The sequence below is a fragment of the Phycicoccus avicenniae genome, assembly GCF_050496545.1.
GTDB classification, from domain to species: domain Bacteria; phylum Actinomycetota; class Actinomycetes; order Actinomycetales; family Dermatophilaceae; genus Phycicoccus; species Phycicoccus avicenniae_A.
In genome coordinates this window covers 1-22286 of sequence record NZ_JBNVZV010000022.1, presented here as the reverse complement: position 1 = coordinate 22286, position 22286 = coordinate 1, and the positions used below count along the sequence as shown (strand labels likewise).

The 22286-nt window shown below is 72.6% G+C and carries 23 protein-coding genes and 1 tRNA gene; 14 read left to right on the top strand and 10 right to left on the bottom strand.

Translation table 11 applies throughout. The features are described from left to right. The first annotated feature begins 154 nt into the window (after positions 1-154). The 6 genes from ACQZ2A_RS16360 (at position 155) to ACQZ2A_RS16335 (ending at position 4532) form a co-directional block, all read left to right on the top strand. Positions 155-445: a DUF4193 family protein gene (locus ACQZ2A_RS16360; RefSeq protein WP_430213295.1), complete on the top strand. Its 291-nt coding sequence runs from the start codon at positions 155-157 to the stop codon at positions 443-445. Positions 446-477: 32 nt separating this feature from the next. Next, complete coding sequence (locus tag ACQZ2A_RS16355) at positions 478-1119, top strand: PadR family transcriptional regulator (RefSeq protein WP_430213293.1); 642 nt, start codon at positions 478-480, stop codon at positions 1117-1119. A gap of 202 nt (positions 1120-1321) precedes the next feature. Next, entirely contained in the window at positions 1322-2326 is a 1005-nt protein-coding gene (locus ACQZ2A_RS16350) for an ATP-binding cassette domain-containing protein (RefSeq protein WP_430213292.1), read from the top strand. After that, complete coding sequence (locus ACQZ2A_RS16345) at positions 2323-3078, top strand: ABC transporter permease (protein WP_430213290.1); 756 nt, start codon at positions 2323-2325, stop codon at positions 3076-3078. The genes ACQZ2A_RS16350 and ACQZ2A_RS16345 overlap by 4 nt, the downstream gene beginning before the upstream one ends. Before the next feature lie 135 nt (positions 3079-3213). Then, positions 3214-3867, top strand: a complete 654-nt coding sequence (locus tag ACQZ2A_RS16340) for an L-2-amino-thiazoline-4-carboxylic acid hydrolase (protein ID WP_430213288.1) — start codon at positions 3214-3216, stop codon at positions 3865-3867. Beyond that, on the top strand, positions 3864-4532 hold the full coding sequence (locus tag ACQZ2A_RS16335) for a hypothetical protein (RefSeq protein WP_430213287.1): 669 nt from the start codon (positions 3864-3866) through the stop codon (positions 4530-4532). The genes ACQZ2A_RS16340 and ACQZ2A_RS16335 overlap by 4 nt, the downstream gene beginning before the upstream one ends. Before the next feature lie 19 nt (positions 4533-4551). Here the strand turns inward: ACQZ2A_RS16335 and ACQZ2A_RS16330 are convergent, their stop codons facing one another. Then, positions 4552-5055, bottom strand: a complete 504-nt coding sequence (locus ACQZ2A_RS16330; RefSeq protein ID WP_430213285.1) for a DinB family protein — start codon at positions 5053-5055, stop codon at positions 4552-4554. Positions 5056-5160: 105 nt separating this feature from the next. Here ACQZ2A_RS16330 and ACQZ2A_RS16325 point away from each other — a divergent pair, with 105 nt between their 5' ends. Beyond that, positions 5161-7035, top strand: coding sequence for a hypothetical protein (locus tag ACQZ2A_RS16325; RefSeq protein WP_430213284.1), 1875 nt, complete (start codon positions 5161-5163; stop codon positions 7033-7035). Positions 7036-7042: 7 nt separating this feature from the next. Here the strand turns inward: ACQZ2A_RS16325 and ACQZ2A_RS16320 are convergent, their stop codons facing one another. Beyond that, a complete protein-coding gene (locus tag ACQZ2A_RS16320; RefSeq protein ID WP_430213282.1) occupies positions 7043-7939 on the bottom strand; it encodes a GmrSD restriction endonuclease domain-containing protein in 897 nt (298 codons plus the stop codon). A 340-nt stretch (positions 7940-8279) separates the two neighbouring features. On the opposite strand from ACQZ2A_RS16320, the gene ACQZ2A_RS16315 reads away from it, so the two are divergent. After that, complete coding sequence (locus ACQZ2A_RS16315) at positions 8280-9212, top strand: NAD-dependent epimerase/dehydratase family protein (protein WP_430213280.1); 933 nt, start codon at positions 8280-8282, stop codon at positions 9210-9212. Positions 9213-9251: 39 nt separating this feature from the next. Here ACQZ2A_RS16315 and ACQZ2A_RS16310 read toward each other — a convergent pair whose 3' ends face one another. Beyond that, complete coding sequence (locus ACQZ2A_RS16310) at positions 9252-10022, bottom strand: FadR/GntR family transcriptional regulator (protein ID WP_430213278.1); 771 nt, start codon at positions 10020-10022, stop codon at positions 9252-9254. Between the two features lie 88 nt (positions 10023-10110). Between ACQZ2A_RS16310 and ACQZ2A_RS16305 the strand changes: the two genes are divergently transcribed. The 3 genes from ACQZ2A_RS16305 to ACQZ2A_RS16295 are packed head-to-tail and all read left to right on the top strand — an operon-like array spanning position 10111 to position 13439. Further along, positions 10111-11025, top strand: coding sequence for a proline iminopeptidase-family hydrolase (locus ACQZ2A_RS16305; protein ID WP_430213276.1), 915 nt, complete (start codon positions 10111-10113; stop codon positions 11023-11025). Between the two features lie 27 nt (positions 11026-11052). Then, positions 11053-12507 (top strand): APC family permease, encoded by a 1455-nt coding sequence (locus tag ACQZ2A_RS16300; RefSeq protein WP_430213274.1) that lies wholly within the window; start codon positions 11053-11055, stop codon positions 12505-12507. After that, positions 12504-13439, top strand: coding sequence for an acetamidase/formamidase family protein (locus tag ACQZ2A_RS16295; RefSeq protein WP_430213273.1), 936 nt, complete (start codon positions 12504-12506; stop codon positions 13437-13439). The genes ACQZ2A_RS16300 and ACQZ2A_RS16295 overlap by 4 nt, the downstream gene beginning before the upstream one ends. Positions 13440-13537: 98 nt before the next feature. Here ACQZ2A_RS16295 and ACQZ2A_RS16290 read toward each other — a convergent pair whose 3' ends face one another. Beyond that, positions 13538-14098 (bottom strand): dihydrofolate reductase family protein, encoded by a 561-nt coding sequence (locus tag ACQZ2A_RS16290; protein WP_430213272.1) that lies wholly within the window; start codon positions 14096-14098, stop codon positions 13538-13540. A 193-nt stretch (positions 14099-14291) separates the two neighbouring features. On the opposite strand from ACQZ2A_RS16290, the gene ACQZ2A_RS16285 reads away from it, so the two are divergent. After that, positions 14292-14367, top strand: a tRNA-Lys gene (locus ACQZ2A_RS16285). 23 nt (positions 14368-14390) lie between these two features. Here ACQZ2A_RS16285 and ACQZ2A_RS16280 read toward each other — a convergent pair. From ACQZ2A_RS16280 to ACQZ2A_RS16255, 6 genes are read right to left on the bottom strand one after another with little or no spacing between them, the layout of a single operon-like run. Continuing rightward, positions 14391-15080 carry a cation transporter gene (locus ACQZ2A_RS16280; RefSeq protein ID WP_430213270.1) on the bottom strand — a complete coding sequence of 230 codons (690 nt, stop codon included), beginning with the start codon at positions 15078-15080 and terminating at the stop codon, positions 14391-14393. Then, positions 15077-15457 carry an ArsR/SmtB family transcription factor gene (locus ACQZ2A_RS16275; RefSeq protein WP_430213268.1) on the bottom strand — a complete coding sequence of 127 codons (381 nt, stop codon included), beginning with the start codon at positions 15455-15457 and terminating at the stop codon, positions 15077-15079. The genes ACQZ2A_RS16280 and ACQZ2A_RS16275 overlap by 4 nt, the downstream gene beginning before the upstream one ends. 36 nt (positions 15458-15493) lie before the next feature. Then, a complete protein-coding gene (locus ACQZ2A_RS16270) occupies positions 15494-16672 on the bottom strand; it encodes a NosD domain-containing protein (RefSeq protein ID WP_430213266.1) in 1179 nt (392 codons plus the stop codon). 28 nt (positions 16673-16700) lie between these two features. Continuing rightward, entirely contained in the window at positions 16701-16913 is a 213-nt protein-coding gene (locus ACQZ2A_RS16265; protein WP_430213264.1) for a hypothetical protein, read from the bottom strand. Positions 16914-16918: 5 nt separating this feature from the next. Then, on the bottom strand, positions 16919-18154 hold the full coding sequence (locus ACQZ2A_RS16260; protein ID WP_430213262.1) for a glycoside hydrolase family 32 protein: 1236 nt from the start codon (positions 18152-18154) through the stop codon (positions 16919-16921). After that, complete coding sequence (locus tag ACQZ2A_RS16255; protein ID WP_430213260.1) at positions 18151-19509, bottom strand: glycoside hydrolase family 172 protein; 1359 nt, start codon at positions 19507-19509, stop codon at positions 18151-18153. The genes ACQZ2A_RS16260 and ACQZ2A_RS16255 overlap by 4 nt, the downstream gene beginning before the upstream one ends. 187 nt (positions 19510-19696) lie before the next feature. On the opposite strand from ACQZ2A_RS16255, the gene ACQZ2A_RS16250 reads away from it, so the two are divergent. Then, the gene (locus tag ACQZ2A_RS16250) at positions 19697-20704 is read left to right on the top strand and encodes a LacI family DNA-binding transcriptional regulator (protein ID WP_430213258.1); all 1008 of its coding nucleotides are present in this window, start codon (positions 19697-19699) and stop codon (positions 20702-20704) included. Positions 20705-20867: 163 nt separating this feature from the next. Next, the gene (locus tag ACQZ2A_RS16245) at positions 20868-22187 is read left to right on the top strand and encodes an ABC transporter substrate-binding protein (protein ID WP_430213256.1); all 1320 of its coding nucleotides are present in this window, start codon (positions 20868-20870) and stop codon (positions 22185-22187) included. The last annotated feature ends 99 nt before the right edge of the window (positions 22188-22286 follow it).

The following is a 22286-nucleotide window of genomic DNA, read 5'->3' as shown; positions in this document are numbered from 1 at the left end:
GACGACGAGGACGGGAACACACGGGCACCATCCCTTCGTTCACACGCCGACAGGACCTTCACCCCACCGCCGACACCGTTCGACAGCAGGCCCTCAGACCCACGGGCCCGGACCATCGTCCGGGCCCGACGCCACCACCGAAAGGTCCCCGATCATGGCCACCGACTACGACGCTCCCCGGGTCCGCGAGGGCGAGGAGGACAAGCCCGACAACCTCGTCGAGCTGAACGCCTCCCGCGCGCGCACCGCCACCGACCTCCTCGAGGAGGACACCGAGGCCGTCGACGGGCACACCCTGCCCGGCGCCGACCTCTCCGACCTCTCCCTCGAGGTGCGGGTCATCCCGCGCCAGGCCGACGAGTTCTCCTGCATGAGCTGCTTCCTGCTCGTGCACCGCTCCCAGGAGTCCAAGCCGGGCACCAGCATCTGCCTCGACTGCGCCTGACCTCCACGAGGGTCGGCTCCTAGACTGCGCGCATGGCGGCCACCGAGACGCGTCTGCTCCTCCTCGGCTCCGTCATGATCTTCGAGCCGGTCAACGGCTACCAGATCCGCCGGGAGCTGCTGTCCTGGAACGTCCAGGAGTGGGCGCACGTCAACCCCGGTTCGATCTACTCCGGGCTGGCGACGCTCACGGGGCGGGGGGAGCTCGCCCGGCACGACCTCGTCGACGGGAGCCGCCCGGTCGCCGTCTACACCACGACGGAGACCGGGCGCCACGCGTTCGCCCGGATGTGGCGGGCTGCGATGGAGACCGTCGACCTCCTCTCCCCGCTGGGGTTCCACACCGCGCTCGCCCTGATGGCCCTCGTGCCGCGCGACGAGGTCGCCGAGGCGCTCTCCGCCCGACTGGCCGCCCTCGACGCCGGGGTGCGCCGCCAGCTCGCCGAGCAGGGGGGCATGGAGCACTCCCCGCCCCACGTCCGCGCGATGGCCGACCTCTGGATGGGGCTCGCGCAGACCGAGCGCGAGTGGCTCGTCACGACGCAGCAGCGGGTCCGGGCCGGTGAGCTCGACCTCCTCGGCGAGCAGCCGAGCTGGGTCCCCCGCGACGACGACCCCGGCTGGGTGATGGCCCGCGACCGCGCGCGCTACCTCGAGCTCATCGCCCGCGGCTGACGCCACACCGCCACGGCACCCCCGCCGCCCGCGGCATCCTGCCCCCGAACCGCGCGCGCCCGGACCGATGAGTTCCGCGGCCGGCGCCGGTCCACCCTCCCGTGCACACCACCCGGCGCGCCCCGCGCATCTCGCTTGACGCCGCCGCGAGCCCGGCCGCACACTGTCGATGTTCAAGGTTGAATACCCATCGGGAGGGTTCATGATCACCGCACGAGGACTCGTGCAGACCTTCGAGACGCGCGAGGGTCGCCAGAAGAAGGAGGTCCGCGCCGTCGACGGCGTCGACCTCGACGTCGCGGAGGGTGAGGTCGTCGGCTTCCTCGGCCCGAACGGCGCCGGCAAGACGACGACCCTGCGGATGCTCACGACGCTGCTGCGGCCGACCGCCGGCACCGCCACGGTCGCCGGGTACGACGTCGTGCGCGACTCGGCGGAGGTCCGCCGGCGCATCGGGTACGTCTCGCAGAGCGGCTCCACCGGCAGCTTCGCGCGCGCCGGCGACGAGGTCGTCGACCACGGGATGCTCTACGGCCTCTCCAGCCGGGAGGCCACCCGCCGCGGCAAGGAGCTCTTCGAGCAGCTCGACCTGCCCGGCCTCTGGACCCGGCAGCCGAAGTCGATGTCCGGTGGCCAGCGGCGCCGCCTCGACATCGCGATGGGCCTCGTCCACGACCCCACGCTCGTCTTCCTCGACGAGCCGACCACCGGGCTGGACCCCCAGGCCCGGGCCAACCTCTGGGAGCACATCGCCGACCTGCGCCGGCGGCGCGGCGCCACCGTCTTCCTCACGACGCACTACCTCGACGAGGCCGACGCGCTCTCGGACCGCATCGTCATCATCGACCACGGCACGATCGTCGCCGCGGACACCAGCGACAACCTCAAGGCCCAGGTGGCCGGCGACCTCGTCGACCTCGAGGTCACCGACCACCAGCGCGTCGGTGAGGCCGCCGCACGCCTGGAGTCCGTCGCCGGGAGCGTCGAGGTCGAGGGCGCACACGCCCGGGGTCGCGTGCCCCGGGCCGCGCAGGTCGTGCCCAGCCTGATGGCCGACCTCAGCGGCGCGGGCATCGAGCTGTCGTCCCTCGAGGTCAAGCGGCCGACGCTGGACGACGTCTTCCTCACCCTGACCGGTCGCTCGCTGCGTGACGCCGAGTCGACCTCCGCCACAGCCGATCCCGTCGAGGCAGGAGTGCCCGCATGACCTTTCTCCGCGAGTCCTTCATCGTGTTCCGGCGCCAGCTGCGGATGAACCTGCGCAACCCTGCGTGGGTCCTCATCGGCCTCATGCAGCCGGTGCTCTACCTGTTCCTCTTCGGTCCGCTGCTCGAGCCCATCGCGAAGCAGTTCGGCTACGCCAACAGCTGGACCTTCTTCGTGCCGGGCATGCTCGTGCAGCTCGGGCTCTTCGGCGCGTTCTTCGCCGGCTTCGGGCTCATCTCCGAGTGGCGCGACGGCGTGGTCGAGGCCGAGCGGGTCACGCCGGCGAGCCGCGTGGCCCTCCTGACCGGTCGGCTCTGGCGCGACCTGCTCCAGCTCTTCGTCCAGGCGCTCGTGCTCATCGGGCTCGGGTACGTGCTCGGGATGGACGCCTCGGCGGGCGGTGCCGCGCTCGGCGTCGTGCTGACCATGCTCATGGGCGGAGCCTGCGCCGCGGCATCGAACGCGCTGGCCCTGACCACGAAGAGCGAGGACGTCATGGCCCCGGTCATCAACGTCGTGATGATGCCCGTGCTCCTGCTCTCGGGCATCCTCCTGCCGATGACGCTCGGCAAGCAGTGGCTCCAGAACGTCAGCGACTTCATGCCGGTCAAGTGGATCACCGACGCCGTGCGCTCGACCTTCCTCGGGGACTTCGGCAACGACAAGGTGCTCTTCGGGTCCCTCTGGGCCCTCGGCCTCTTCGTCGTCGCGATGTGGTGGGGCACCTCGACGTTCCGCAAGGAGGATGCCTGACCCGGCCGGTCGCCGAACCGGGCCGGTCGGGGGCTGGACCGCGAGCCCCCCGGGGCGCGATCCTCGGGTGAGCGGTCCCGGGCGGGGCCGGGAGGAGGTCGTGACGATGACATCCGCCGGACCCGGCGGTGCCGGATGAGCGCCCGCCGCCTGCCCCGTCGCCGGTGGTGGCGGCGCGCGCTCGCCGCGCGGCCCGCCGTCGTGAGCGCCCTGGGGCGGCCCGACGACGCCATGGCCGCCGTCGAGGCGGAGTACCGGGCCGTGCTCGCCGACCGGCCCGAGTGGGCGGACGACTCGGCGGTCCTGCGGTTCCACCTGGAGCAGTCCGTCGCACCGGCGCTCGGGGTGTACCGCGCCCTGCGTCGGGCCGGGACGGACGTCGTCCCGGCCCGCGCGGAGGTCATGGCGCTCGTCGAGGCGCAGATGGCCCCCGCGCTGGCCGTCGTCGGCCTGCTCGACCGGATGCACCTCCCCTTCCGCTCGTTGCGCGCCCTGACCCGCCGGCTCGTGCCCCGGATGTTCCCGGCCGCCGGCTTCACCATCGACTGGACCCGGGACGACGACCGCGCGCTGGCCTTCGACTTCTCCGCGTGCCACTACCTGCGGCTCCTGCGCCACTACGGCGCCGCGGAGCTGACGCCCGTGTTCTGCCACGGCGACGAGCTCGCCTACGAGCGGATGCCCCGCTCGGTCCGGTTCACCCGACTCGGCACGATGGCCACCGGGGCGCCGCGCTGCGACTTCACCCTCCGCCCGGCCCGGCCGGGTGGTGCGGGCGCTCCCCCGTGACCGCGCCCACCGGCGCGGGCCCGCCGTGGGTGGTCCGGGCGGCGGACGGGTCCGAGGACTCGCTGGGGTACCGGCACCTCGAGTCGGCGACGTGGCGGGTCACCGAGCTGCCCCGGGGGCGACGTCGTGTGACGATCGTGCACCGGCCGCTCGCCGGGCTCGAGCCCGAGGACCTGCTGTGGTGGTTCTCGCACATCGGGGGCAGCTGCCACGTCGACGGCGAGGAGACCTCGCGCTACCGCGCCTGGCACCCGCGTGACCACCTGCACTGGGCGCTCGAGCGTCCGGGCCACGGCGGTGGGGCCGACGAGGGCGCGCGGTTCCGCATCGTCGAGGCCTTCGGGGCGGTGCAGCAGAACCTCATCGACGTCGTCGAGCGCGTGGAGAAGCTCGATGCGACGGGCATCCGTCTCGTGCAGCGCCGGCTCGGGGTGCGGGTGTTCATGCTCGAGCACACGTGGTCACCGGGCGTCGAGGGCACGCACTACGTAAGCACGATGGAGATCGGCTCGGTGCTCCCCGGGTGGCTCCCGGTCAACTGGTGGCTCACCCGCCGGGTCATGCCGGCGCACCGGTGCCGGGCGTGGGTGCGGCACAACGTCGAGGAGGTCGGTCGCCTCGAGGGCCTCGTACCCCTCGTGCGCGGCCAGTCGCCCGCCGACTGAGCGCCGGCGGCACCGACCCTCAGTCGCCCGTGACCCCGTCGGCCAGCTCGCGGAGGATGTCGAGGTGCCCGTTGTGGCGGGCGTTCTCCTCGATGAGGTGGAGCACGACCCAGCGCAGCGTCGGGTGCTCGCCGCTGCGCAGGGGCGTGACCGAGCGGTCGTCGAGGTCGAGGTCGGCGATGATCGCGTCGGTGGCGCGGGCCTGCTCCTCGTAGCCGGCGAGGACCTCCGCGAGCGGGAGCCGTGCGCCGTCGAGGAACTCCTGGTCGGGGGACTCGTCCGTCCACGGACCGCGGTCGGGACCACCGACGAAGCGGTTCTCGACCCACGAGTGCTCGACCCACCGCAGGTGGTTGACGACGCCGCCGAGGGTCATCAGCGGTGAGGTGCCGAGCGGCGCCTCGCCCGCGCCGTCGTCGGCGAGGCCCCGGCACTTCTCGGCCGCGGTGTCGCGGGTGTACTGGAGCATCGTGAGCAGGGTCGTGCGCTCGTCCCAGGCGTCTGGCGTGTCGGTGCGCGGCATGGCGCCACCCTAGGGCGGCCACCCGACGGGGCTATCACCCATTTCCCTGGTCGGCCGGGCCTGCGAGGATCGCCGCATGGGCACCCTACGGGTCGGTCGCAGCCGGTGACGACCGCGCGGTCGGACGGCTTCGACGACTTCGTCGCCGCCCGGTGGGAACAGCTGGAGTCGGTCGCGCTCGTCGCCACGCTCGATCCGGCGCGCGCCCGGGGCATCACCACCGACGCGCTGGTGGCGGTCGGCGGCCGCTGGGGCGACCTGGTCGAGGACGGCCGGCCGGGCGAAGCCGCGCGCCGTGACCTGCTGGAGCGGCTCGTCGGCGGTCGGGCGCGTGGACACGACGGGACGCCGGGCACGACGGTGTCGCCGGCGGTCCTCGAGGCAGCAGCCGGCGACCCGGTCCACGAGGCGCTCGTCGAGGCGCTCGTCGAGGCGCTCGCCGACCTCGACGAGCCGGTGCGGGCCCTGCTGGCCGCGGAGGCGGTCTGGGGCGTGGATGCGGGTGCGCTCCTTCGCCAGGCCACCGGGCTGCGCCCGACCGAGCGGACCCGGATCGCGACGTCGACCGCCGCCGCCCGTGAGCACCTGCGCGAGACGCATCGTGCCGCGCTCGTCCGCGAGGGCCATCGGCCCGATACCCGAGAGCTCGAGCCCGAGTTGCGCGCACTCGCCGAGAACCTCTGCGCCGCAACGGGACCGGCGCCCCATCCGGACGTCTTGGTGGCCTCGAGCACTGCCCGCGTGCGACGCAGGGTCCTCGTCGGCGGTGGCGGCGGCGCGCTGGCCGTCGCCGCCCTGGCGTGGTGGGGTGTGTCGGCCGACCCGACGACCGGGCCGCCCTCCACGCCACGCGCCACACCGACACCCGCCGGCCCGAGTGCTGCCGCCTGGGCCTCGACCCGCACGTGGGACGCCCGCGGCAGGCTGGCCCGGGACGTCGGGGTGCAGGCGCTGGTGGCCCGGGCCGGCCGCCCCGGCGGACGGCTGCTCTTCGCCGACGACGTGGAGGGCCTCCGGCTGGTGGTCGCGACGTGGGCGCAACCGGGCGACGCGCAGGGCACGAGCCTGCAGGTGTGGTCCGCGCCGGCCGGGACCGCCGCCCAGGGACTGGCCGAGCTGGAGCTGGCCTTCGGTGGCGTCTACGAGGTCGACGACGTGGTGGCCGTCGGCGTGCCGCGCCCGGACGGCGCGCTGCTGTTCTTCGCCTCGCGCCCGACCGTCGCGCTGGCCCAGTACTCGGCGTACGCACGACCCACGCGGGGTGGGCTGGTCTCGCGGGTCTGGCGCGACGTCCCGATGACCGACGGCGTGGGGTGGGCCGTCGTCGACCACCCCGGGGGGCCGGCGCTGCGGGGTCGGTGCCGGGCCTACGACGGACCGGTCCCCGGGCCGATGGAGTGGTCGCCCGGCTCCCGGGGCTTCGCGCCCGACGAGGTGCGGGCGTCCGTCTCGGCAGCGACCGGCTTCCCCCTCTCCCGTCTGGCCGTCCGGGTCGACCGAGGGGTGGTGCCTCCCGATGTCCGCGTCCTGCCCTCCGGCGCAGCCGAGCTGGAGCTCCGCCTCATCACCGTGACGACTCCGGACGGCGGGGTCGTCCGGACGCCGGTGTTCGGGGAGCAGGGGGACGACTCCCAGGTCGTCACCGCCCAGGAGACCGTGATCGTGCCCGCGGACCGGGCGCGCACGCCGGTGCTCGTCCGCGTCGACGACCGCAGCTCATCGCGGGCCCGGTTCATGGTGCTGGCCCCGGACGGCGGAGGCAGCGTGCGGCTCACCGCGCCCACCGGCGCCGGGCTCTCGCCCCGCGTTCCGCTGCAGGAGCGCACAGCCGTGGTCACGGTCGCGGAGGACGCCCTCCTCGGCGGCTTCGACGTCGTGGTCGAGGACGCGGCCGGGCGGTCGGTGTCGCGAACCCCCGTGCTGTCGGGCCGGTCGCTCTACGACCTCTCGCCGTCCAACGAGTCCGGGACCCCGGTCTGACGGAAGCTCACTCGCAGACGACGCCGTCGCCGTCGCGGTCCCGGTACCAGGCGTACTCCGGGTCGGACCCCGAGCGGTACGGGCCGTACCCGGCCGCGACCGCCTCACGGCAGGTCCCGAAGCGCGGATCGGTGCGCGAGGCCGGCGGGGTGCTCTTCCGTGGCGTCGGCGTCGTGGTCGTGGGTGTCGCCACCACGCGACCGCCCCCGAGTGGGACGGCCTTCGCGGTCGGCAGGGTCTGCGACGGGCACGTGCGCAGGACGCGCTCGATCGCGTCGCGCTCGGCGGCCGTCACCCAGAGGCCGTAGCGGACCTTGACCGCGACCTGGCGGGCCACGTAGGAGCAGAGGTACGCCTTCCGCGGCGGCAGCCACGTCGCGGCGTCGCCGTCGCCCTTGGACTGGTTGGTCGGTCCGTCGACGGCGAGCAGGTTGAGCGGGTCGTTGGCCAGGGCCGTGCGCCGGATGGCGTCGAGCCGCTGGGCGCCCTTCTGCCACGCGTCCGACAGCGCGACGACGTGGTCGACCTGCACGGCCGATGACGTGCCGGCTCCGCGCACGAAGGCCTTCGCCCGGCCCGTGTAGGGGTCGGCCAGCGTGCCCCGCAGGACGAGGCATCCGTTCGTCCCGGCCTTCAGGGTGAGGCCCCGGAGGTCGCGCCGGAGGACGTCGTTGCGGGTGTCGCAGCCGTTGCGGTCGACATCGGCCCAGGCCCGTCCGAACTGCCCGCGGGCGTAGCCGGTCTTCGGCGCGCGCCCCTTGACCGGGAGGCCCGCGAGCGCGTCGAGCGCGGTGCCGCGGGCGGGGGCCGAGGTGGGGGTGGGCCGCGGCGACGGCGGGACGCTGGGCGTTGCGGCGACGCTCGGGGTCGGGACCGCCGTCTGGGACGAGGTCGACTGCGCCACAGGCGATCTCGGAGAAGCCGACGTCGAGGCGGAGGGGCGTTCGGCGACCGGTGGCGGTGCATCCGCGCGGCCCACGGGGTCGGCCACGGCGCCCGCGACACCGACCACGACGACGACCAGGCCCGCGAGCCCGCCCCATCCGAGGACGGCGCCACGTCGTCCACGACCCCCGGTGCGCCCCACCGGCACAGGATGCCCTCCCGTACCGGTACGCGTCGCCCGACAGGCCGAGGTCGGACCGAACGACCGACCCGGTGACGTGATCCGCCTCGCACGCCCGGTCGGGTGCGAGCGGGCGGCGGGACACTGGAGGCGTCCGGTTCACGGTGAGGAGCGGTCGGTGCAGGTGGTCCTGGGTCAGGGTCCGGTGGGCGTCGAGGTCGCCCGTCAGCTCGTCGCACGCGACGAGGAGGTCGTGGTCCTGACCCGCGCGGGGCGCACGAGCGTGCCGGGAGCGGCGGCCGTCGCGGTCGACGCCACGGACGCGGCGGACCTGACGGCGGCCTGCAGCGGCGCCACCGTCGTCCACGCCTGCGCCAGCCCCCCGTACCACCTCTGGGACCGGGACTTCCCCGCCCTGGCGGCCTCGGTGCTGCACGCCGCGGAGTCGGTCGGGGCGGTGCTGGTCCTCGCGGGCAACCTCTACGGCTACGGGCCCGGGCCGCGCGTCCTGGACGAGTCGCTGCCGCTCGTCGCAGCCGGCCCCAAGGGGCGCACGCGCGGGGACATCTGGCGCCGCGCGCTGGCCGCCCACGAGGCGGGCCGGGTGCGCGCCACCGAGATCCGCGCCAGTGACTTCTTCGGTCCCGGCGTGACGACCCAGGGTCACCTCGCGGGGCGCGCCGTCCCGCGGGTGCTGGCCGGCCGCCCCGTGCCGGTCATCGGCGACCCTGACGCCTTGCACACCTGGACCTACGTCCCGGACTTCGCCGCCGCCATGGTCCGGGCCGGCGAGGACGAACGCGCCTGGGGTCGGCCCTGGCACGTGCCGAGCGGTCCGCCGCACTCGCTGCGCCAGATGCTCGACGCCATGGCCGATGCGGCCGGCGTGCCGGCGGTCCCGGTACGGCGCACGCCCTGGCCCGTGCTGCGGGTGCTGTCGGTCGGGGTCCCGGCGCTGCGGGGCCTCGAGGAGGTCCGCTACCAGCTGGACGAGGACTTCGTCATGGACTCGTCCGCGTTCACCGGCACGTTCGGGTCGCACGCGACGAGCCTGCGCAGGGCCCTCCACGAGACGGTCGAGTGGTGGCGGTCGCGGGCCGATGCGGGCTGAGCCGGCGCGGGTCGAGCGGTCGGCGCAGGACCCGCACCGTCACTCCGCCCGGTCGACGGCGAGCCGGAGGCTGCGTTCCATCGTCTCGTAGGTGAGGGCGAAGTGCGCAGTCGCGACCCGTTGTGCCCGTTCGGGATCCGCGTCGACGACCGCGTCGACGAGCTCGCGGTGCTCGTGCAGGGCGCGCTCGAAGAAGTCGGTGGCGTAGGGCTCGGCGCCGAACCCGAGCGTGGCGGCGGCGGTCAGTCGGGCGCTCATCGTCACCAGGTGTGGGTTGCGCGTCGCGGCCCCGACCAAGCCGTGGAGGCGGCGGTCGAGCGCCCGGGCGACCACCATGTCGGCTCCGGCGGCGGCGAACTCGTCGAGCGTCGCGCGGAGGGCATCCGCCTCCTCCTGGGTGCGGCGCTCGGCCGCGGTCCGCGCGACCAGCCCCTCGAGCAGGCAGCGGGCGTCGAAGAGGTCGCGCAGCCTCGGCAGCTCGACCTCGAGGGTGCGTCGGGCCTGCTCGGGGGCGACCTTCTCCCACGACTGCGTCGTGACGAACGTGCCGCCGCCCCTGCCCCGTCGCGACGCGATGAGGCCGAGGTCCGCGACCTGCTGGAGGGCCTGGCGCAGCGTCACCCGGCTGACTCCGAGGAGCGCGGCCAGCTCGCGCTCGGCGGGCAGCCGCTCGCCCGGGGAGTACGTGCCGACCGCGATCGCGGTGACCAGCCGGCGCGCCACGTCCTCGGCCATCGAGGGCCGGGAGACCTCGACGACACCGCGCAGCGGATCCACGTCGTCCAAAGGTATTAAGACCAGACCTTTCATGTGCTTGACTCGCACCGCGCCGCGAAGGCTCGCGACGGAAGCAGTCTAGGAGCCGGTCCCGAGCGGCCGGCGGGGCCAGGAGGACCGCGTGACCGAGACGCCGGAGCAGAAGGTCACCGAAGGGACGCTCCCGTTCCTCGGCCACCGCACGTGGTACCGGGTGACCGGCGAGATCGGGAGCGGCAGAACGCCTCTCGTCGTCCTGCACGGAGGACCGGGTGCAGCGCACGACTACACCCTCGCGATGACCTCGCTCGCCGGCGACGGCCGGGCCGTCGTCCACTACGACCAGCTCGGGTGCGGGCGCAGCAGCCACCTGCCGGACGCCGACCCCGCCTCGTGGACCGTCGACCTCTTCGTCGAGGAGCTGCGCGCGCTCGTGGAGCACCTCGGCATCGCCGAGGACTTCCACCTGCTCGGGCAGTCGTGGGGCGGCATGCTCGGGCCGGAGGTCGTGCTCGCGGACGCCCGCGGCATCCGGACGCTGACCATCTGCGACAGCCCGGCGTCGATGGCCCTGTGGGTGGCCGGCTGCGACGAGCTGCGCGCGCAGCTGCCGCCGGAGGTCGAGGAGACGTTGCGCCGGCACGAGGCCGCGGGGACGACCGACGACCCGGAGTACGTCGCGGCGATGGACGTCTTCTACGCCCGGCACGTCTGCCGGGTGCAGCCGCTGCCGCCCGAGGTCGCCGCATCGTTCGCGCAGATCGACGCCGACCCGACCGTCTACCACACGATGAACGGCCCCAGCGAGTTCCACGTGACGGGCTCCCTCGCCGACTGGTCGGTCGTGGACCGGTTGGACCGCATCGACGTGCCGACCCTGGTCGTCGCCGGGCGCCACGACGAGGCCGTGCCGTCGGTCTGGGCGCCGTTCGTCGAGCGCATCCCCGACGTGCGCAGCCACGTCTTCGCCGACTCCAGCCACATGCCGCACGTCGAGGAGCCCGCCGAGTTCACGCGGGTCGTCGGCGAGTTCCTGCGCGCCCACGACGACCACTGACCGCTACCCACCGAGGAGGAGGACCCCGTGACCACCCAGCCCGCGGCCACCCCGGACGACGCCGAGCGCGAGCTCGCCGAGTTCGGCTACAAGCAGGAGCTCGACCGCTCCCTGTCGACGCTCGACCTCATCATCTACGGCCTGGTCTTCATGGTGCCCATCGCGCCGTGGGCCATCTTCGGCGTCGTCTTCAACGCCTCCAAGGGCATGGTGGCGCTGGTCTACCTCATCGGCCTCGTGGCGATGATCTTCACGGCCCTGTCGTACGCGCAGATGTCGCGCGCGTTCCCCGTCGCGGGCTCCGTGTACTCCTACGTCGGGCGCGGCCTGCACCCGACGCTCGGGTTCTTCGCGGGATGGACGATCCTGCTCGACTACCTGCTCGTGCCGACCCTGCTGTACGTCTTCGCGGCGGAGTCGATGTCCGGCATCTTCCCCGGCGTGCCGAAGCCGCTGTGGATCGTCGTCTTCCTCGCGATCAACACCACCGTCAACTACATCGGCATCTCGTTCACGGCGATCGTCAACCGGCTCTTCCTCACCGCCGAGCTGGTCTTCGTCGCGATCTTCGTCGTCATGGCGGTCGTCGCCATCACGCGGGGCACCAACGGCGCCGAGTTCTCGACCCGCCCGGTCTTCGACGCGGCTTCCTTCACCCCCGGGCTCGCCGCGGCCGCCCTGTCCATCGCGGTGCTCAGCTTCCTCGGGTTCGACGGGATCGCGACGCTCAGCGAGGAGGCCAAGGGTGGGCGCCGGTCGGCCGGCGTCGCGATGATCAGCGGACTGCTGCTGGTCGCGCTGTTCTTCGTCACCCAGACCTGGCTGGCGGCGCTGCTCGTGCCGGGGCGCACCGAGTTCGCGGAGGACGAGGCGAACAACGCCTTCTTCTCCATCGTCGAGTCGGTGAGCAACCACGGGTGGCAGGTGGCCTTCCTCGCGATGAACACGCTGGCCGTCGGCATCGCCAACGCCGTTGCGGCACAGAGCGCGACCTCACGGCTGCTCTTCTCGATGAGCCGGGACCGACGGCTGCCGCGGTTCCTGTCGCACGTCAACCCGCGGACCAAGTCGCCGGAGCGGGCCGTGCTCGCCGTCGGCGCCCTGACGTTGGTGACCGGGCTGTTCTTCGTCGGGCAGATCGACGTCATCTCCACCCTCGTGAACTTCGGAGCGCTGACCAGCTTCCTGCTGCTGCACGCCGCGGTGGTCGGCCACTACGCGATCAAGAAGCGGAGCCGGAACGTGTTCCTGCACTGGGTCTCCCCGGTGCTGGGCTTCCTGATCATCGGCTACGTCCTGTGGAACGCCGACGCGTCGGCGAAGATCGGCGGCATCGTCTGGTTGGTCATCGGCGCCGGGGTCCTCTGGTACTACTCGCGCCAGGGCTCGGGGGTGCTCGCCGAGCACGCTGCCGACCCGTTCGGCGCTGACGGCGCCGGCGAGCCCGCCGGGCAGCGCACGGGCACGGAGGCCGGCGCGTGAGCACGCACCTCATCGGCAAGGAGCACGCATTCGGCACCTTCAGTGCGGCGCACCCGCCGGCGCTCACGGTCCGGCCGGGAGCGGGCGACCTCGTCACCTTCGAGACCGACGACCTCGCCTACGCCCAGATGGAGGAGCTGCGCGACCTCGGCAAGGTCACCGCGACCATCAACCCCGTGACCGGCCCGCTCCTGGTCGAGGGGGCCGAGCCCGGGGACGCCCTCGCGGTGCACATCCACGACATCGAGCTGGCGCCGTCGGGGTGGTCGGTGTCGATTCCGGGGGCCGGCGCCCTGGCCGAGGTCATGGGGCCGGAGTTCATGGTGCGCCGGATCCCGGTGTCGGACGGCCGGGTCCGGCTCACCGACACCCTGGACTGCGCGGTCGCGCCGATGCTCGGGTGCATCGGGCTGGCGCCCGCCGACGGCGAGGCGTCGTCGGTCATGCCGAGCTACCGCAGCGGCGGCAACATGGACCTCACCGATGCGCGGCCGGGGTCGACGGTGCTGCTGCCGGTGCAGGTGCCCGGCGCCCTGCTGTCGATCGGCGACATCCACGCCGTCATGGCGCGCGGCGAGTCCTCGTTCGTCGCCATCGAGATCGCGGGGCGGGCGACGGTCAGCGTCGACCTGCTCAAGGGCGTCGACCTGCGCGCGCCCCAGGTCGACACCGGCGACGAGTGGGTCTGCGTCGGGCTCGGCGACCCGGTGCAGGACTCGATCGTCATGGCGTACGAGTCGCTGCACGCCGTGATGCTCGAGCACGGCTGGTCCCGCGACGACGCCTACGTCGTCCTCAGCGCGCTCGGCCACACCGAGCTCGGCGGGCCGACGGGCTCGGTCACGCCGGACCCGCTGCACCCGTTCCGGCCGGTCGGCGCCGTGACGCTGGCCCGCATCGCGCAGGACGTCCTCCACCACCCGAGCCGGTGAACAGCGCGGCCCGTGGTGCCGTTCGGCCGGCTCAGAGGGAAGGTGAGTCATCCGGGCGAGGAATTCTGCGAGCCCGGGCGGCGGGGCGGTCGGTCCGCTCAGGGCGTGCGGTAGTGCGCGTAGAGCAGGCCGCTGGCGAATGCACGCTGCTCGACGAGCTCGAGCTCGAGGCGCACACCATCGGGGAAGAAGCGCCGACCTCCGCCGACGACGGTGCTGGTGAGGAACAGGTGGTACTCGTCGACGAGCCCGGCGGCGATGGCCTGGGCCGCGAGGGTCGGGCCGTCGACGGTCAGGTCGTGCGGGGACTCGTTCTTGAGCCGGCGAACCGCCTCGGGGTCGAAGTCGCGCTCGATGCGGGTGCGCTCGCTCGAGACCGCGTCGAGCGTCGTGGAGTAGACGACCTTCTCCGCGGCCTGCCACGTGCGGGCGTAGTCGACGATGTGCGGCGGTGCGTCCGGATCGGCGTGCGCGGTCTCCCAGAAGACCATCGTCTCGTACATGCGCCGGCCGTACAGGTACGTGCCGACGTGCCGGAAGCGCTCCTCGATGAAGGTGTGCACCTCCGGGTCATCGGCCGCGCCCCAGCCGAGGTCGCCCTCGCTCGCCGCGGTGTAGCCGTCGAGCGAGGTGATCATCGAGTAGACGAGCTTGGCCATCGGGTCTCCTGTGGTCTGCGGCGTGCGTTCGGCACCGTGCAGAGGCTGACCGCCGGCAGGCCATCAACTCATCGGTCCCGCAGGCCCGGGCACCCGTCGGTCGCGGAAGCCGGTCGCCCTGCTCGCGATAGCCTCGCCCTGCGGAGACGGACGACCGAGGGATCTGCAGGATGATCCTCGGCCTCCCCCTCCGGGGCCTCTAGCTCAATGGTCAGAGCTGCGGACTTTTAATCCGTAGGTTGTGGGTTCGAGTCCCACGGGGCCCACCACGTCCGGCCTCGACCTGTGCGGGTCAGCCGCAGCAACAGGCGTCGCCCGCGCAGCAGCCCTCTGCATCCGTCTGCGCGCCGGCGACCGGGGCGCAGCAGCCCTCGCCGCGCCAGGCCTGGCGCCCCTCGCGCACGGCGACGGCGGCGATGACCAGGCCGGCGACCGGGTCCGCCCACCACCACCCCAGGGCACTGTTGAGGAGCAGCCCGACCAGGAGCACCGCCGAGAGGTAGGTGCACAGCAGGGTCTGGGTGCCGTCGGCGACCACCGCGTTCGAGCCGAGCGCGCGCCCGGTGCGGCGCTGGGCCACCGACAGCGCAGGCATGATCAACAGGGACAGCCCGGCGAGGACCAGGCCGACGGTGGAGTGCTCCGGGGTCGCGCCGGACAGCAGCGCCCGGGCCGACTCGACACCCACGTACGCCGCCAGCGCGTAGAAGGCGAGCGCCATCAGGCGCAGCGCCTGCCGTTCCCGGGCCTCGGGCAGGTGGTGCCGGAACTGCCACAGGACGATCAGCCCCGACGACACCTCCACCACCGAGTCCAGCCCGAAGCCGACGAGCGCCACGGACCCTGCGGCCAGCCCCGCCGCGACGGCGATGACGGCCTCGACGACGTTGTACGTGACCGAGGCACCCGCGAGCAGGCGGGCGCGGCGCTGGAGGGAGGCCCGGTCCGCACCGGCCACCGGGGTCAGACCGAGCGTGTTCACCGGCCCGCCCCGTCCACCACCGCGGCGCCGTGGCGGGGGCAGGCCACCATCTGCTCCGCGGTCAGTCCGAGCAGCGCCTCGGCCGCCGCCCACAACCGGTCGAGCTCCTCGGAGTGGGTCAGGGACCACAGGCTGGCGCGCCCCTGCGGACGGCACGACACCAACCCGCAGTCCCGCAGACAGGCCAGGTGCTTCGACACCGTGGACTGGGCCAGCCCGAGGTGCTCGGTGAGGTCCACCACCCGGTGCTCCCCCGCCGCGAGGTGCCGCAGGATCGCCACCCGGTGGGGATCGCCCAGCCCGTGGAAGAGACAGGCCGCCGCCACGTCACCGTCGAGACGCTCGACGGGATCCGCCTTCGCCGCTGTCATCGCCATTCAGCGATGATAGTGGTCCGGCTCCGCGCCGGGGAGTCAGGGCGTGGCGACGAAGGACATGTTGCCGCCGGTGAGGTCCTGGAGCTGGGCGGCCGTTCCGGACCAGAGGACCTTGGTCGCCGTCGACGCGGAGTCGAGGACGTGCCGCACCCCCACGTTGGCCACGACCTTGTTCGTCATCAGCTGGTTGCGCGCACCACCCTTGACGAGCACGACGGTCGGCGTCGCACCGAGGGGCACGATGCCGGCCGGCGGCACCTCGAAGGAGAAGGTGTTGGCCGTGACGGAGTTGTCGTTGCCGTTGACCTGCACCATCCCGTAGAGGTCGTCGTTGCGCGCCGGCCCGCCGTCACCGGAGATCCGGCGGAAGTGGTTGCCCGAGATCAGCTGCTCGTGGCACGCGGTCTCGTGGACGATCATCCCGGAGAAGTTGCTGACGAACTTGTTGCCGGTGATGACCGCCCGGTGGACGTTCTTGAACTGCATCCGCGCACCCCACAGCAGGCTGTTGCCGCTGATGACGCAGTTCTCGTTGTTCTCCATGAACAACGAGTTCCCCGCCCACGCGCTGATGAGGTAGTTGTTCGTGATCTTGCCGACGATCGAGCTGCCGATCATCTGGATCGCGTTGCCGCACTCGCCGATGAAGTTGTTGGTGATGTTGAAGGCGTCCGCGTTGCGGACGACCAGCGCGTTGGCCAGGTAGACGAACCCCATCCCCTCGATGCGGACCGCGTCGGTGTCGTACTGCACCCGGATGCCCGTCTTGCCGTTCCCCGGTAGGTAGGGCTTGCTGCTGCTCACGCCGTCGATGCAGAAGTCCTGGAAGACGATGGAGTTGAGGCGGCCGTTGGTCCCCGGGTCGGCAGTGCGGTCGACGAGGAAACCCACCTGGTTGGCGTTCGCGACCTGGACGTGGCTCGAGCCCGGCAGGGTCTCGATCCACGCCGTGGTATTGGCCTCGTCGCGGATCGCCTCGGACATGAACCCGTGCCCGGACCCCTTGATCGTCAGGAACCCGATGTCGATCTTCGCGGTGGTCTGCAGCGTGTAGTGGCCCGGGGGGATGTAGATGACCGCGCCCGGCCTGGTGGTCTTCGTCGTCTGCTGGGACTTGATGTCGGCGATGATCTGGTTGATCACCAGGCCGATGTCGGCGTAGGGCGACACGGTCGCGCCGGGCCAGGTCGTCACGTCGTACACGGTGGGTGCCATCAGGGATCCTTCGGTCTGGGGAGGGTGCTCAGAGGACGCCGACGACGCGGTCGTAGGCGGGAGGTGGCTGCCAGGCGGCCACGAGGACGGTGGGGGCCGGGACGGCCGTCGCGGACGGGACCGGGGTGAGCACACCCTCGCCCGCGGCGACGGTGAAGCCGCCGACCGCAGCCAGCCGCAGGACGCGACGTCGGGTGGGCCGCGTCGCCTTGCCGACGGGACGCTCCGACGGGGTGTCCATGACGGTCACCGGGCCAGGGGGTGGACGACGTCCGCCCCGTCGATCGCCAGGGCGGCACCGGCCGGCGCGGCGACGAGACCGAGCAGCCCACCGGCACAGGAGATCTCGGCCACCTGTGCGTCCAATATGACGCGGACCTCCTCCCCGTCGCAGGGCAGGTGCCACACCTCGTCGCCCACGCGGGCCTCGAGACGGCCCCCGGACAGCCGGAGCTCCAGCATCGTCTCGCCGGCGCTCGACACCGCGAGGGGCGCGCCCTCACGGGGCGACCACAGGACGTCGGCCGCGAGCCCCGGGACGACGCCGTCGGCGACCGGCGCCTGCCGATAGCGCTCGACGTCAGGGTGGGGGGAGGCCACGAGCCGGTCTCCCTCCACGCCGAGGACGTACGGGACGCTGTGGGCACTCGCCCATCCGGCCTCGGCGTCCTCGACGCCACGCATCCAGAAGAGGAGGCACGGCCTCCCGGCGGCGTCACGGAAGAAGGACGGCGCGTAGTAGCTCGGTCCGTGCGTGAGCCGGCCGAAGGTCTTGGCGTCGAAGTGGCCCGTCGCGTAGCTGCCGAGCGCGTAGCCGGCGTGGTGCAGCACGTCGTCGTCCCAGACCGACGAGACCATCACGTGGGTCCCGTCGACCTCGGCGACCTGGGGGCACTCCCACAGCGCCCCGAGCCAGACCGGGTCACGCTCGGTGGTCGAACGGGACAGTGCGACACCCTCGTACGTCCAGTCCGTGAGGTCGTCCGACCGGTACGCGAGGGCCATCGCCGTCCCGTCGGACGCGCCGGCGCCGACGAACATCCGCCACGCGTCGGCGTCGCGGACCACGAAGGGGTCCCGGTAGGCGATGAGGTCGAGGTCCGCCGGCGCCTCGGCGACCACCGGTCCCTTCGACCAGCCGACCCAGTCCTCGTCCGTCGGGGTCGCGACCCGGACCCGGCCCATGCCGATGTCCGGCTGCACCGTCGAGGTGTAGAAGACGCGGGCCTCGCCGGCGTCGTCGCGGACCAGCGACCCGGTCCAGATCCCGTCGTCGCCCTCGCCCGGGGCGATCGCGACCGGCCTCTCCGCCAGGGACAGGAGGTCCGCCCCGACCGCGTGGCCCCAGTGGCAGTTCGGCGCCCACGTGGTGCGGCCCGGGACGTACTGGAAGAACACGTGGTAGCCGTCGTCGCGCACGGTGATGCCGTGGGGGTCGTTGACCCAGCCGCTCTCGGCGGTGAAGTGGAACGCGGGCCTCATCGCCCGGCCTCCGCGTCGTAGCGTGCCCGGACGTCCCGGGCGATACGGATGTTGCCCGCCTCCCACTCGTCGATCTGCCGGCGACGGTTCTCGCGCAACGCATCCCGCCGCGCGACGAACTCCTCCATCCGCCGGGCAGCAGCCGCCCGAGCCTGCTGCTGCTCGTCCGTCAGCTCGGGTAGGGGGGCCTCGATGACGCGGTCGACCGGCCGCAGCGGCAGACGCTGCTCGACGTCGGGAATCTCAAGGACCGGCGAGGGGAGGGTCTGGTACCAGTACGCCGTCGAGGACCAGTCGTCGGACAGGTGGTTCCCGTGGCCGTGCTCGAAGGTCACCCTGATGCGACGCTCGAAGCGGATCGGGTCGGCCATGTGGAACCGGTAGCTGTGGTGGAAGCCGGGCACGTCCTCCTCGTGGACGATCGTGCCGTTGAACTGGAAGGCGTTGCGCTGCATCCCCCAGGCGTGACCGAAGTAGTCCTCCATGCCCGTCCCGTGCAGGCTCGGCGGCCACGTGTCGTCGTCGATGAAGATCATGTCGTCGCCCTCGCCCCACCAGGAACCCTGGAAGTGCCGGACGGCCAAGGTGCACCCGACGTAGTGGCCGCGTCCCTCGGTCTCCAGCGCGACGTAGTTGTCCTTGCCGTCGAGGTTCGCCACCGTGGTCTCGATGCTGTTGGCCTGCAGGTCCGGCCCCCATCCGCGGTTGGGCAGCGCCCGCCGCCAGTGCGCGTGGAAGTAGAGGCTGTCCTCCGGCAGCGGGTCCTTGACGAGCTCGTAGTCGATGTAGAAGTACTGGAGGTAGGGGATGTCGTTCTGGTTCTCGACGACGATGCGGGCCCGCGAGCCGAACGGCATCCGGAAGTAGCTGTTGAACGCCGCCGAGCCGCCGAAGGTGTGCAGCTCGGGCTCTTTGGCCGAGACCGACAGCGGGAGCGAGTCGTAGGTGCCCGAGAGCGAGTTCATCAGGCCGAAGAAGTCCCCGAGCGGGGCGACGACGCTCGGCGTCTCCTGGTCGTCCCAGTACATCTTGAGGACGACCTTGCGGTAGTAGTCGGGGTCGACGACCTCCCAGCTGACGCCGAGCGCGTTGTGGATCTCGAGCATCGGCACTCCGACCACGGCGGGGTCCACCTGACCCGGTCCGGGCTGGACCCGGCACGACTGCGTCATCCAGATGTGCGTGATGAAGCCGGGGCCCTCGATGTCCGCGAGGGTCCGTGACTCCCCCGGCATCACGATCCAGTTGTCCTGGTTGCGCCCGGTCTGGTCGAAGCTCGAGACCCGGGCCGTTCGCGCCGGCCGGGCGCGGGTCAGGTCCCCGAGCAGTCCCGCCGGGGTGTGGAGGTCGGTCACGTCGTCCCCTTCCATGGGCCGCGCGACCAGCAGGCGTCGCGGCGTCGAAACGTTTGCGTGCCGTGATGCTAGAGGCGGGGTTCGAACTCCGCAAGAGCCGGGGTCGCACGGGCTCGAAAACCGAGCCCTGGCGCAGGTCGAGGCCCGTACCCCTACACTTGCGCAAACGATCCCCAGGAGGACCCCCATGGCCACGATGGTCGACGTCGCCCGACGCGCCAAGGTGTCGGTCTCGACCGTCTCCCACGTCCTCAACGGGACCCGGAACGTCGAGCGCGAGACGCGGCAGCGCGTCCTCGACGCGATCACCGCGACCGGCTACCGCCAGGACGCCCTGGCCCGCGCCCTGCGCCGCTCGCGCACGGACAGCATCGGGCTGGTGGTCTCGGACGCCGGCGAGCCGGCCTTCGCCGCGATGGCCCACGGCGTCGAGCACGCGGCGGTGGAGCACGGGCTCACCCTCGTGCTCGCGAACTCGGCCGAGGACGTCGAGCGCGAGCGCAAGGCCGTGCAGACCCTGCTCAACCGCCGGGTCGACGGGCTGATCCTCGCCCGCGCCGCCGAGTCCGACCCGGGGCTCGTCGACTCGCTCGAGGACGAGAAGCCGCCGATCATCCTGCTCGACCGGATCTTCCCGTCCCTCCCGTTCGACCAGGTGGGCGCAGACAACCGCGAGACCATGCGCACCCTGACGCTCCGCCTGCTCGAGCAGGGGCACCGCCACGTCGCGGTGGTCGCCGGCGACACCCGTGTCCCCACGCTCCGCGAGCGCCTCGACGGGTTCACGAGCGCCCTGCTCGAGGCGGGGCACCCCCTCGGCGACCACCACGTCATCACCGGGACGGACGACGACGAGCTGCGCTCGGCCCTGCAAGCCGCCCTGGCGAGCGGCGAAGCCACCGCCGTCGTCGCGGGGAGCACCCCGCTCGCGGTGCTGGCCCTCACGGCCCTGGCCGCGGCCGGCCTGCGGGTCCCGGAGGACGTCGCGTTCGCCACGTTCGACGGCTTCGACAACTCCGACCTCTTCCGACCGCAGCTGACCACCGTCCGACAGCCGGCCTTCGACATGGGAGTGGCCGCGGTGCAGCTGCTCGTCGAGCGGCTGCGCACACCGGACGGCAGCCCTCGAACGGTCCGGCTGCGTCAGCGCATCGACTGGCGCGAGTCGACCGAGGCGTGGCCCGGCACCGCCTGAGCGACCGGACGGCGAACCGATGCTTGACACCCCGCGAGGCCACCTTTATGGTCGGCGAAACGTTTCGCGCAAACGTTTCGCTGACAGGGCCCGATCCGGGCCCCTCACGATCCACCGGCACCGCCCCGAGGCCCCGGCGCCTCGCTCATCGAAGGAGATGACCGTGTCCATCCCGCCCCTCGGCCCCGGACCCACCAGACGCCGCGTGCTCGCGGCCCTCACCGCCGTCACCCTGGCAGCCGGGCTGGCCGCCTGCGGCTCCGGCTCCGGTGACAGCGCCTCCGGGAAGACGACGATCACGCTGTCCATGCAGAACCCCGACGTCAAGACCGCCGACCCGGCGACCTGGGCCATCATCGAGGCCTTCGAGAAGGCCAACCCGGACATCGACGTGGAGGTGTCGGGCGAGGCCGTCGCCGAGCACCTGCAGAAGCTGTCCATCGCGGCGCAGAGCAACACGCTCCCCGACGTCTTCTGGGTCTACAAGGCCAACGCCGAGGAGATGGTCAAGGGCGGGAAGCTCCTCGACCTCAAGCCGGTCCTCGACGAGCTCGACCTCTCGGCCTCCTTCCCGCAGACCACGATCTCCAACTTCACCGCGGGCGACACCGTCTACGGCGTGCCGTACCAGGGCCTGCTCACCGGGCTCTGGGTCAACACGAAGATCCTCGCGGACAACGGTCTCGAGCAGCCGAAGACGTTCGACGAGCTCCTCACCGTGTCCCGGGCCCTGCGCGCCAAGGGCATCACGACGATCTCGAACGGCGCGAACCAGTCCGCCTTCAGCGTCTGGAGCTTCCTCACCGACCTCAGCCGCTTCGGGTTCGCCGACAAGGTCGACGCGATCCTCGCCGGGAAGGAGAGCTACGACAACGCGGACTTCCGGCGGCTCTACGAGCACATCGCCGAGCTCCGTGACGCCGGCGCGTTCGCCTCGAACGTCTCCACGCAGACCTACCAGCAGGCGGTCGACCAGTTCACGAGCGGCAAGGCGGCCATGCTGGACGCCGGGGTCTGGGCGTCGAGCGCCATCCAGGAGTCCTCCGTCGCGGGGAACGTCGACTTCTGGGCCGGCCCGCAGTTCTCCGACGGCGTCGGTGAGCAGAACATCATCATGAACGTGGCCTCGGCGCCCCTCGTCGTCAGCGCCCAGGTCGGCGAGGACGAGAAGAAGCTGGCCGCTGTCAAGAAGCTCATCGCGTTCTACTACAGCGACGCCGCCCAGCAGCTTCTCGTCGACAACGGCCAGCCGCCGGTCACCACGTACGAGCCGAAGGTCGACCCGACCACGCAGAGCGCCCTCAAGGCGGCGCTCGACGCGGCGAGCGCTCCCGGGGTCACGAGCCCCGCGTCGCAGCCCGACCTCCTCGTGCCGACCGCCGTGGCGAACGCGATGTACGACAGCATCTACGGCGTCATCCAGAAGCAGCTGAGCCCCGAGCAGGCCGTCCAGCTCGTCCAGACTGCGATCACCTCGCAGTGAACCCCGTGGGGGGGGGGCCCCCCGGGGGGGGGGCCCCCCCCCCCCCCCCCCCCCCCCCGCGCCCCCCCCCCCCCCGGGGGGGGGGGCGCCCCCCCCCTC

Excerpts from the sequence above, each read along its gene's own strand:
- ACQZ2A_RS16275 (WP_430213268.1), bottom strand. The coding sequence starts at position 15,457 with ATGGCGATGACAGCGGCGAAGGCGGATCCCGTCGAGCGTCTCGACGGT.
- ACQZ2A_RS16290 (WP_430213272.1), bottom strand. The coding sequence starts at position 14,098 with ATGGCCAAGCTCGTCTACTCGATGATCACCTCGCTCGACGGCTACACC.
- ACQZ2A_RS16360 (WP_430213295.1), top strand. The coding sequence starts at position 155 with ATGGCCACCGACTACGACGCTCCCCGGGTCCGCGAGGGCGAGGAGGAC.
- ACQZ2A_RS16265 (WP_430213264.1), bottom strand. The coding sequence starts at position 16,913 with ATGGACACCCCGTCGGAGCGTCCCGTCGGCAAGGCGACGCGGCCCACC.
- ACQZ2A_RS16340 (WP_430213288.1), top strand. The coding sequence starts at position 3,214 with ATGAGCGCCCGCCGCCTGCCCCGTCGCCGGTGGTGGCGGCGCGCGCTC.
- ACQZ2A_RS16260 (WP_430213262.1), bottom strand. The coding sequence starts at position 18,154 with ATGAGGCCCGCGTTCCACTTCACCGCCGAGAGCGGCTGGGTCAACGAC.
- ACQZ2A_RS16330 (WP_430213285.1), bottom strand. The coding sequence starts at position 5,055 with ATGCCGCGCACCGACACGCCAGACGCCTGGGACGAGCGCACGACCCTG.
- ACQZ2A_RS16270 (WP_430213266.1), bottom strand. The coding sequence starts at position 16,672 with ATGGCACCCACCGTGTACGACGTGACGACCTGGCCCGGCGCGACCGTG.
- ACQZ2A_RS16250 (WP_430213258.1), top strand. The coding sequence starts at position 19,697 with ATGGCCACGATGGTCGACGTCGCCCGACGCGCCAAGGTGTCGGTCTCG.
- ACQZ2A_RS16345 (WP_430213290.1), top strand. The coding sequence starts at position 2,323 with ATGACCTTTCTCCGCGAGTCCTTCATCGTGTTCCGGCGCCAGCTGCGG.
- ACQZ2A_RS16350 (WP_430213292.1), top strand. The coding sequence starts at position 1,322 with ATGATCACCGCACGAGGACTCGTGCAGACCTTCGAGACGCGCGAGGGT.
- ACQZ2A_RS16310 (WP_430213278.1), bottom strand. The coding sequence starts at position 10,022 with ATGAAAGGTCTGGTCTTAATACCTTTGGACGACGTGGATCCGCTGCGC.
- ACQZ2A_RS16355 (WP_430213293.1), top strand. The coding sequence starts at position 478 with ATGGCGGCCACCGAGACGCGTCTGCTCCTCCTCGGCTCCGTCATGATC.